The 10,557-nt window shown below is 40.6% G+C and carries 9 protein-coding genes and 1 pseudogene; 8 read left to right on the forward strand and 2 right to left on the reverse strand.

Going from position 1 to position 10,557, the window contains the following annotated elements:
- Positions 1–186 precede the first annotated feature (186 nt).
- The 6 genes and pseudogenes from BFP75_RS00515 (at position 187) to BFP75_RS00540 (ending at position 5,013) form a co-directional block, all read left to right on the forward strand.
- A pseudogene (locus BFP75_RS00515) lies at positions 187–1,890 on the forward strand (S9 family peptidase).
- Positions 1,891–1,949: 59 nt separating this feature from the next.
- Positions 1,950–2,651, forward strand: a complete 702-nt coding sequence (locus BFP75_RS00520; RefSeq protein ID WP_099542603.1) for a DUF2490 domain-containing protein — start codon at positions 1,950–1,952, stop codon at positions 2,649–2,651.
- A 120-nt stretch (positions 2,652–2,771) separates the two neighbouring features.
- Positions 2,772–3,362, forward strand: a complete 591-nt coding sequence (locus BFP75_RS00525; RefSeq protein WP_099542605.1) for a superoxide dismutase family protein — start codon at positions 2,772–2,774, stop codon at positions 3,360–3,362.
- A gap of 73 nt (positions 3,363–3,435) precedes the next feature.
- Complete coding sequence (locus BFP75_RS00530) at positions 3,436–3,972, forward strand: RNA polymerase sigma factor (RefSeq protein WP_099542607.1); 537 nt, start codon at positions 3,436–3,438, stop codon at positions 3,970–3,972.
- Positions 3,973–4,773 carry an anti-sigma factor domain-containing protein gene (locus BFP75_RS00535; protein WP_099542609.1) on the forward strand — a complete coding sequence of 267 codons (801 nt, stop codon included), beginning with the start codon at positions 3,973–3,975 and terminating at the stop codon, positions 4,771–4,773.
- Between the two features lie 54 nt (positions 4,774–4,827).
- Positions 4,828–5,013, forward strand: coding sequence for a hypothetical protein (locus BFP75_RS00540; RefSeq protein WP_099542611.1), 186 nt, complete (start codon positions 4,828–4,830; stop codon positions 5,011–5,013).
- Between the two features lie 102 nt (positions 5,014–5,115).
- Here the strand turns inward: BFP75_RS00540 and BFP75_RS00545 are convergent, their stop codons facing one another.
- Positions 5,116–6,204 carry a VOC family protein gene (locus BFP75_RS00545; protein ID WP_099542613.1) on the reverse strand — a complete coding sequence of 363 codons (1,089 nt, stop codon included), beginning with the start codon at positions 6,202–6,204 and terminating at the stop codon, positions 5,116–5,118.
- Positions 6,170–6,871 carry a glycosyltransferase gene (locus BFP75_RS00550; RefSeq protein ID WP_099542616.1) on the reverse strand — a complete coding sequence of 234 codons (702 nt, stop codon included), beginning with the start codon at positions 6,869–6,871 and terminating at the stop codon, positions 6,170–6,172. The genes BFP75_RS00545 and BFP75_RS00550 overlap by 35 nt, the downstream gene beginning before the upstream one ends.
- 190 nt (positions 6,872–7,061) lie before the next feature.
- On the opposite strand from BFP75_RS00550, the gene BFP75_RS00555 reads away from it, so the two are divergent.
- Positions 7,062–7,850: a DUF547 domain-containing protein gene (locus BFP75_RS00555; protein ID WP_099542618.1), complete on the forward strand. Its 789-nt coding sequence runs from the start codon at positions 7,062–7,064 to the stop codon at positions 7,848–7,850.
- Positions 7,851–7,911: 61 nt separating this feature from the next.
- The gene (locus BFP75_RS00560; protein ID WP_099542621.1) at positions 7,912–10,161 is read left to right on the forward strand and encodes an efflux RND transporter permease subunit; all 2,250 of its coding nucleotides are present in this window, start codon (positions 7,912–7,914) and stop codon (positions 10,159–10,161) included.
- The last annotated feature ends 396 nt before the right edge of the window (positions 10,162–10,557 follow it).

Below are 10,557 nucleotides of genomic sequence, written 5' to 3' on the forward strand. Positions count from 1 at the left end.
TGCAAAAACGAACCAAAGGAAACCGTCCAAACCCAACAGATAAAGTCCTACACCATTGAACAAATGATGGATAACGAGGCCATAAGTGGCGGAAGTTTTTCGCCGGACAATTCTAAACTTCTAATTTCCAGCAACCGCTCCGGGATTTATAATATGTATACCGTTCCCGTGGATGGAGGTGAAATGATGCCCATAACCCAATCTGACAGTTCTTCGGTATTCGCTATTTCCTATTTCCCGAAAGATGAGCGCATGCTCTTTAGCATGGATGGTAATGGTGATGAAATCTATCACATATTCATTAGAAACCTCAATGGCAGCGTTACCGATCTTACCCCGGATGAAGGGGCTAGGGCCGGCTTCCATTCTTGGGCGGAGGACAAGAAAAGTTTCTTTTTTACTTCCAACAAAAGGGATTCGCGATTTATGGACTTGTACCAGATGGATTTTCTGGACTATACACCAAAACTGATTTATAAAAATGATGAAGGGTACGATATTGGGAATTTAAGCGACGACAAAAAATATCTTTCGCTCTCAAAATCCATAAACACCAACGATTCTAACCTGTTTTTATATGATTTACAGGCCAAGACCCAAACCCAGATCAATACTGAACAAAGTGCGAATAGTAGTCAGGATTTTTCACCGGACAATAGTGTCCTTTACTATACAACCGATTTGGGCAACGAATTTTCCTATTTGATGAAATACGATATTGCGACCGGAGAACGAACCAAGGTCATGGAGCGGGATTGGGATATTATGGGAAGCTATTTTACTGAAAATGGCACCTATCAAGTAACGTATATCAACGAAGATGCAAAGAATACCATTGAGGTGATGGAAACGTCCACGGGGAAAAACATTGAACTTCCCTCCTTCCCCAATATGGATATCACCAATGTAGGTTTCTCCGATGATGAAAAATGGATGCGTTTGTATGCAGGAGGCTCACAAACCCCGAGCAATTTATATGTCTATAATTTGGAAACCAAAGAAGTCAAGCAATTGACCCATGTACTAAATCCAGAAATAGACCAGGACGACTTGGTTACGGCAGAAGTAATTCGGTACAAATCCTTTGACGGATTGGAAATTCCGGCCATTTACTACAAGCCGAAACAGGCTTCGGCAGATAGCAAAGTGCCAGCTTTGGTTTGGGTCCATGGAGGTCCGGGAGGGCAATCCAGACAAAATTTCAGTTCTTTTATCCAATATTTGGTCAATCATGGATATGCCGTTTTGGCCGTGAACAACCGTGGAAGTAGTGGCTATGGAAAATCCTTTTATAAAATGGACGACCTAAACCATGGCGATAAGGATCTTAAGGACTGTGTGGAAGGCAAAAATTGGCTGGCCACCCAACCGGAAATAGATGCCGAAAAAATAGGAATTATTGGAGGTTCCTACGGGGGGTATATGACGATGGCCGCATTGACCTATACTCCAGAGGAATTTGCGGTAGGCGTGAATCTTTTTGGCGTCACCAACTGGATCAGGACTTTACGAAGTATACCGCCCTGGTGGGAATCCTTTAAGGATGCGCTGTATTTGGAATTGGGTGATCCCAATAGTGCGGATTCCGTACGTCTCAAGGCCATTTCGCCCTTGTTCCATACGGACAAGGTTACCAAGCCTTTAATAGTGTTGCAAGGCTCAAAAGATCCTAGGGTCCTCTAGGTAGAGTCGGACGAGATTGTTGCCGGGGTCAAAAAAAATGGGGTTCCTGTAGAATACGTACTTTTTGAGGACGAAGGACACGGATTCGTAAAAAAGGAAAACCAGATAGAGGCGTATAGCAGGGTGCTTCAATTTTTGGATGTCCATTTAAAGGGAGATAAAGGAACGCCCATTGAAGACGGAGAAACCATGGAAAGCGATTTATAAAATAAAGGTCTATTAATCATGCTATTTAAAAAATTAAAACAAAAGGTATTTTACAACATATGAGGAGATTACTTTTAGCAGTATTTACCCTAATTTCCATTGCGGTACAGGCACAAGAAAATGGGGAGGACAAATTGGGAAGCTGGCACATGTACTTTGGAACCAACCATATAGCCGACAAATGGAGCATCCACACCGAAGCACAGCTTCGATATTACGAGCAGGCCAAGAATTTTAACCAACTCCTTTTGCGTACCGGGTTAAACTATCATATTGATCCCAATTCCATAGCAACGGCCGGGTACGCCTATATTGAAACGGATGGTACTTTCCCTGAAAATCCAAAAAGGGCGAATGCAAGGGAGCATCGCATCTTTGAACAGTTTATTCTTAAAAATAAGGTTTGGGAATTATTGTTTGAACATCGGTACCGGCTAGAGCAGCGATTTATCTCCCAAACAAATATTTTGAGTGATCCCGAGCAGGATTTAGGTAGAACAGAGCACCGCGCCCGATACCGGTTGCAAATGACCGTGCCCTTGACGGATATTTTCTTTTTGAATTTCTACGATGAAATTTTCATCAATCTACAAAACGAGGCATTTGATCAAAACCGGTTGTATGCAGCGGTCGGACTCAATGTGACCCATAACCTAAGCGTTCAAGCCGGATATCTTAAAAATCATTTTAGGACCGTCAATTATGATCGATTACAGGTGGCCGTTTTTTATAATCCCGACTTGCGCAAGCTATTCAAATAGTGTGATTTATACCAAATAACACTGTTATTAGGAATACTGCTAAAATGATTGGCGTATGAGTTCATATAGCGCCCGAAATTTCTTAATTTTAACAAATAAGAAAAACAAAAACCAAGAGACATGAAAAATGTAATAAAATTTCCTTTGGCCGTACTTGCCTTATTCGCGGTCATTAATTGTAAAGAAGTAAAAAAAGAGTCCAATGAAGCTGCCGATGAAATGGAAGAGACCATGGAGGAAATGACTCAAGAGGAAGAAGTAGAAACCGTTAAATTTATGATGGAGCCCAAGAGCGATAGTGGCGTACAGGGGGAAGTGACCTTTACCGAAGAGGATGGCGAAGTCAACATGATGGCAACCTTCTCCGGTCTGTCCGAAGGGGAACATGCCATCCACATCCACCAGACCGCAGATTGTTCCGCCGCAGATGGAACATCGGCTGGGGGACACTGGAACCCAACCAATGAACCACATGGTAAATGGGGTGCCAGCGAAGGATACCACAAAGGTGATATTGGCAATTTTATGGCAGATGCCGAAGGCAACGCCACCGTTGAATTCTCAACCTCAGAATGGTGCATGGGATGTGATGACGAAAACAAAAATATTTTAGGCAAGGCCGTAATCGTGCACCAGGGGGCAGATGATTTCACAAGTCAGCCAAGCGGTGCTGCCGGAGCCCGTGTGAGTTGTACCGGAATTATACAATAACGTTAAAAATAGTATGAATAAAAGCCATCCAGAGGGGTGGCTTTTTTTATTTTTAATCGTTAAATTCGGCCCTATGCAATTAGATCTTTTAGTAGAGCGATTTCAAAAGAAAGATGCTTCGGCTTTTGAAACACTTTATGGTATGTACTCCAAAAATATTTGTGGGGTCATTAACACGATTGTTAAGAACGAAGGCCGCTCCCAAGAAATCTGTCAGGATGTTTTCGTAAAGATTTGGAATAATTCCGATAGCTATAATGCATCAAAAGGAAGGTTTTTTACGTGGGTTTTGAATATCGCACGTAATGCGGCCATCGATGAAATACGCAGTAAGTCGTATAAAAATGAAAAAAAGAACCTTTCCGCGGACTACTTCGTAAGTATTTTGGAAAGTAGGGAGGATGAAAGTAATGCTACTATTGACACAAAAGGTCTTAAGAAGTTGATACAAAGTCTAAAGAAAAAATGTGTTCAAATCATAGAACTGCTCTATTTTAGAGGATATACACAAAATGAAGCTGCCGAGGAATTGGCCATACCCGTTGGAACGGTAAAGACAAGAAACAGAAGCTGTCTTTCCAAACTAAGGGAAAACATGGAAGTCAAATAAATGAATGTTCAAGAATACATAGCGACCGGGATATTGGAACTTTACGTGGCCGGGGTTCTCACAGAAAAGGAAAATCTGGAGATCGCTGCCTATGCGGAGGAGTATCCTGAAATCAAGGCTGAAATACTAGCCATTGAGAATGCCATTTTGGAATTGACCCGAAGAAGTAGCACCGTAAATCCCTATTCTTTTGATACGCTCAAACCTAAATTAGGTAATCTGGAATCCGATACCAGCGTAATTCCCTTGAAAAAGGAAGCTTCCAATTGGACGTCTTATGTAGGTTGGGCCGCTTCGGTATTATTGGCCATTGGCCTATTCTGGGTCTATACCCAAAATGAGAATCTAAAATCTGAAATTCAGCTCGTAAATCAACAAAATCAGGAATTGGAACAACAAATCGCCGATTCCGATGCTTCCCTGGAAAAAACCCAGGAGTTATTGAACACCCTAAGGGACAAGGATATCGCTGTAATTCCTCTGGGCGGACAAGAAGTATCTCCATCCTCTTATGCCAAGGCCTATTGGAACAAGCAAGAAGAAAAAGTCTTTATAGATGCCCAAGGTTTACCTGAACCACCCGATGGTTTTGTCTATCAGGTCTGGTCGTTAAAACTTTCACCCTTGACCCCTACAAGCATGGGATTATTGGAAGATTTTGCCACGGATGACAATAAGGTATTCGCGTTAAACAACCCTAACGATTCCGAAGCCTTTGGTATAACCCTGGAACCTGAAGGTGGCAGCGAATCCCCTACTTTAGAGCAATTGTATGCTTTGGGTGTTGTCTCCACTTCTTAAATAAATCGATTCACAACAGCATACTAATACTGGAAAATTTACTATTTTTCCACCATGGATTTAAAGAAACTCTTCGGAACCATTCTCACTTTGCTAGGCATTGGTGGTTTGGTATATGCCGCTATCTTGTTCGGCAATAGTACGGGAACTACAAAAGCCTTAATTGTGTTTGCCGTATTGGGTGCTATCTTCTTCTTTTCGGGAATTGGATTGATCCGAACAACAAAAGGGAAAGAGTAAACAACCTTAGAGCAAGCCTACGAGGCATTGAAAATAACCTTTACATTAAGTTTCAACGCAAGCGTCGGAGCAATTAAATCTCGATTATCGAGTAATTTAGGACTAAATATCCTTAGAGATTCTGTGAAAGCCCAGTGTCTTTACCAGCCATTTAGGCAAGGGTTTGGTAGGATTCCTGTTTTTTAGGTTCAAGTACAATCCTAAAGGTTTAAAAATGGGAACCTTATGGGTTTCCACAAATTCTATTAGGGTTCCGTCCGGATCTTCTACATAACTGAAATGCCCGGCTGCATCGCCCATATCAAAGCTATTGGCACTATCTACGGTAAAAGGATAGTTAAGCCCTGCAGCGCGTTGCCTAAGATTTTCCATACCATGAACATCAAAGCATAGATGAATATAACCCAGATCTCCCCATAACCTATTTTCAAATATTTTAACGGGATTTCTATCCAAGGCTTGCAAGAGCTCAATCTGGGTAGGGCCCAAAAGAGCACCAAAGCCACCAAACTTGGGTCGGGAATGTTGAAGTACCACTTTTCTATAAAGACCCCATTTTTCACGGTTTGGATTTAAGGGAAGTTTTACGGTCTCTTCGCTGAGCACTTTACCATACCCCAACAATTCTTTATAAAACCTGATAGATTCTGGAATGTGGGAAACGCCTATAACAGCGCCTAGAACACCACCAGTACTTTGTTTTGTTCTGGAAAAACAATACCCATCCTCTACAACCTCTACCAAGTTATCCCAAGGATCTTGAAAATAGAAGGAAGAGATTCCCAACGTATTGGTCATAATATCCGTTTGATAGGGCAAATTCAGTTTTTTAAGGTCCTCAAAACTGGTGGTAATATCCATGGTTCTTAATTTCATGGCATTGATTCCCAAGTCTCCCAAAATAACAGGGGTTTTCGGATTCTCCGGTATCCTACTTGTAAATTGCCATATTTCCAATCCCCCGCCCCCATGCATATTCAACGATAGATAGGCATTTCTATGACAAACCTCTTCCTGGGTGTATCTGGTCATAAGGGTTGCCGGGGCTTCGTCCTTAAATAACAATATATCAAACCCTAGATGCTTTCTGTACCAATTGAAAACAGCTTTGGTATCGGATACACCAATTCCTACTTGCTGAATTCCGTTAATAATATCAGGTGTTGTAGGGCGTTCTGATGAGTTTATCATGTAGGGTCTTTAATTTTTGGCTGGAATATCCCATTTTAAAAAGTACGACCAACAACAAATTGGACAGGTTCACTCTTAAATAGGAGTTGGAATCGTATTTCCTAGCGGATACAATAAGGTTGTTTTTTACGATTTTATATCTAAGGCCATGCTTTTTTAAGCGTTTAAAAAACTCAAAGTCCTCCATCAGTACTTGGGTTTCATCAAATTGACCCAAGCTATTGAAGTGTTCTGTCTTAATAAAAAGGCATTGGTCACCGCCTCCCGTAAAAATACCGTCCTTGCCCGTGAAATAGGAATTTATACGCAAGGGCAGGCTTTCCTTGTCAAATCTGTACGAGAAGAATCCGGCATCATAATCTTCTTTAATAGTTCTTCTAATATCGAGTAGAAACGTTTCAGGAGGTCTTACATCGGCGTGCAAAAATGCCAAGACATCTCCCTTAGCTATTCTGGCCGCCTCGTTCATTTGTGATGCCCTACCTTTCTTATGGCACTTGAGAATAATGGCATTCTCATTGGTTTCATTACAAAAATCGGCCTGGCTTTCAGGAGAAAGCGCCACCAATATTTCAAAGGGTTCCTTCTTCGTTAAACCTGATAGTTTTCGAACTAAAAAGTCAATATTCTCGGCTTCCTTATGTGCTGGGATAATTATACTAATCATAATAGTAAAAACATCATTCCAAAAAATGTAACGTAACAATTGTGACTGCTCTAAATCTACGGAAATAGAATACGAAAGGTTTTAAATAAGGATTACAATTCTAGAAATAATATCTGAAAGTTTAAAGATTATTTACGACCTACTTTAAAACCCTACCCTATTCGATTACGTATGTGTTAAAAAGATAAGTATGATTCGATTAAAATATTTAATTAGTTTATTGATAATCCTGTTTTTAGGATGTAAAGAGGGTAACGGGCAAATGCAGTCCGCTACCGGAAAAATGAATTTCAATGAACTTTCAGAGCAGTTTCTCCATAAAATAAAGAACAATGAAAGTACTCAAGAAATTCAAGATGCCCTATCCCGCACTACTATTGATTCCCTGGAAAAAAACTTGGATACCAACGATAAAAAACTAGCCTTTTGGGTAAATATTTATAACGCCTATATCCAAGTAATCCTGCAAAAAAATCCGGATCTGTACCAAGATCGAAGTGAATTCTTTAAAAAAGATCAAATTCCCATTGCTGGGGAAACGATATCCTTTGAAAAAATTGAACACGGTATCATTAGAAAATCCCAATGGGAGTATGGATTGGGATTTGTTGGAAAAATTTTTCCGGGCGAATTTGAAAAAAGACTACGAGTTGATGAACCGGATTACCGTATTCATTTTGCCCTCAATTGTGGTGCATTGGACTGTCCGCCAGTGGCCATTTACGAATGTGAGCGATTGGACGAGCAATTTAGCGAGGGAACCTCCAAGTACCTTAAACGAACCACGGACTACAATGCTACTGAGAAAAAGGTACTGGTTACGGCTCTTTTTAGTTGGTTCCGAGGAGATTTTGGCGGGGTCGATGGTGTAAAGGACATCCTGAAGGACCAAAAACTTATCCCTACCACAAAAGGCATTGATATTGATTATAAAAATTATGATTGGACCTTGAAATTGGATAATTTTGTAAACCTCTAATTTTAGACAAAATAAGAACAAACCGGTTGTATTTGTTCTGCCCATGCAGTAGATTCACTTTATGAACCACCTATCCCTGGTAAAAAAATTTTGTATCATTTTATTTGTGGGCCTTGGGATTTTTTCAGCCACCTTACTCCCAAATCTTAAGTTTACATTCGACTTCAGCCAATTTTTTCCCGAGGAGGATCAGGACCTTGAATTCTATAAAGGGTTTGTGGAGGAATTCGGTACAGATGATAATTTCCTATTGATTGCCATAGAACAGGACTCAACTGTTTTTGAAGCGGGGTTTTTGAAGAAATTCAATGCGTTTTCAGAAGCAAGCAAGGATTTTGATTTCGTCACGGAAAGTGCTTCGCTAACTTCATTATCCTATCCGCTTAAAACCTCCTTTGGCTATACTACCCTACCCATCATCCATATTGAGGACAGTTTGGCCTACGCCAAGGATTGGGAAAAAATAAAGGAAGACGGATTATTCATCAACTCCCTGATCGATGAAAAGGGTACCTCCATGGTCGTGGCACTAAGAACCTTGGATGACCTAAACTACGAACAGAGTGAAATCCTGCTATCCCAAATCCGGACTTCCTTAAAAACACATAAATTAACGGAGTACCATATTTTGGGGAGGGCCTTTTTTTTGGAAGCCATTGTGGATATGCAAAAAAGTGAAGTGCTAAAAACCAGTGTCATAGCAGCTATTTTAGTGTTGATCATTCTCCTATTGGTCTATAGAAGTTTGCCCTTGGTTTTGATTTCCATGGCCTCCATAAGTCTTTCTCTTTTAATTTTTATGGGCATATTGGCACTTTGGGGCAAGGAACTCAATGCCATGGCGGCCTTCTACCCCGTCTTGATGCTCATAGTGGGCACTTCGGATGTTATCCATATTACGGACAGTTTTATACGCAAAATTCAATCTGGGGCGGAAAGGTATACGGCTATAAAATCATCGTTGGGAGAAGTAGGCCTTACCACCTTGCTCACGTCGGTTACCACCGCGGTAGGATTTATCACGCTTTTATCTTCCCGACTCGTGAGTATCCAGGAATTTGGTATCAATGCCGCCATTGGCGTTATTGTGGCCTATATCACCGTAGTTTTCTTCACTGGTTCCCTTTTGATCAGTCTTCCTAAAAAAGCACTCTTGGGAAAGAAAAGTGTTTCCAAAAAATGGGTGAATTATCTCTTGGCCATCAATCAGTTTACCAAAATACATCCCAAGGCCATCTTGTTGGGTACCGTGATCTTTACAAGTCTGTGCTTCTGGGGCATCAGTTTGGTAAGCACCAATTATGAGTTTAAAAGAACCCTGCCCAATAAAAGTGAAATCGCTTCCGATTTTGAATTTTTTCAGCAAAATTATGCCGGATTTAGGCCATTGGAAATAGCGGTGATGGCCCAAAACGATTTCTCCGTGCTGGATTATAAGGTAGCTATAGAAATTGAAAAATTGATAGATTACCTCAAAACGGTGCCTTCCATAGGAAACCTACAATCCTCGAATTTACCTTTTAAAATTCTCCACAAGGCAAACAATGTTAATAAGTCTGATTTTCTGACCATACCCAAGAGCGCATCGGTTTTTGAGAAGTACAAGAAGGATATTCGTAGATTGGGAAGAAAGGAGCTGGAACGTTTCGTCAATGCCGATGGGAACATGGCGCGTATAAACGGGAGGTTGCAGGATATTGGTACGGACAATTTAAAATTGGTATATGAAAACATTGAAAATTTCGCCCAAAGGAAGTTGGATACGACCAAAATAAAGGTGAGGGTTACCGGAAAAAGTATGCTACTGGACAAAAACTCCGAGTATATACGGAGTAGTCTTTTGGAGGGATTGTTCTACGGACTCCTTCTTATTGGTCTATTAATGGTTCTTGTTTTTAGAAATTTTAAAATGTTCCTTATTTCCCTTATTCCCAACATACTTCCTATTCTTTTCGCTGGAAGCGTCCTAGGGTTTCTGAACATACCTTTGGAAGCCTCCTTATCGGTGGTATTTGCTATTGTTTTTGGCATTGCCGTGGACGATACGATACATTTTTTAGGGAAATATAAGTTAGGGATAAGCCAAGGGCTTACTCAAGAGGAAGCATTGGAAAAGACTTTCGCCCATACCGGGAGGGCACTTGTCATTACTACAATCATCCTATTTTTCGGATTCATGGTCATGCTGTTTTCCATTCATCAGCCCAGTATCACTATAGGTTTGATTATAAGTGTAACCTTGGTAACGGCGTTGGTACTGGATTTACTGCTATTACCGGTGCTAATTCGAAAACTGATCAGGGAAGCGTAGTTTTATTTCCTATCCAGCATTTTTTTAAGTGAACGATGTGCCAAAATGGTTTTTCCAAGCATAATGGCCATGATTGCAATCCACAAAGAGAAGAGTAGGTATTCCATAACACGTGAATTTAAAAAGGTTTGGTTCGGTTAAATTCGTATACTATTTTAAAGTTTTGGGGCTATTAAAATAGACTTTGAATGTATTTCATCGATAAATATATACGAAGTGGTTTAAACTTTTTTTGGATCGAAAGACAGGGTTGCAGAGATTTGTGTTGTGAAACATAAGTCAAACCAAAACAACCCTTTATGTACTTTATTCTTGACAAAGATATGATAGAAGAATCAATAGTCGCATACCTTCCTTCACCTAGTCGTGGCTTTAACGTTACGGTACCCATGGCCG

Source organism: Maribacter sp. 4G9, from assembly GCF_002742265.1.
In the GTDB taxonomy this organism is placed as follows: Bacteria; Bacteroidota; Bacteroidia; order Flavobacteriales; family Flavobacteriaceae; genus Maribacter.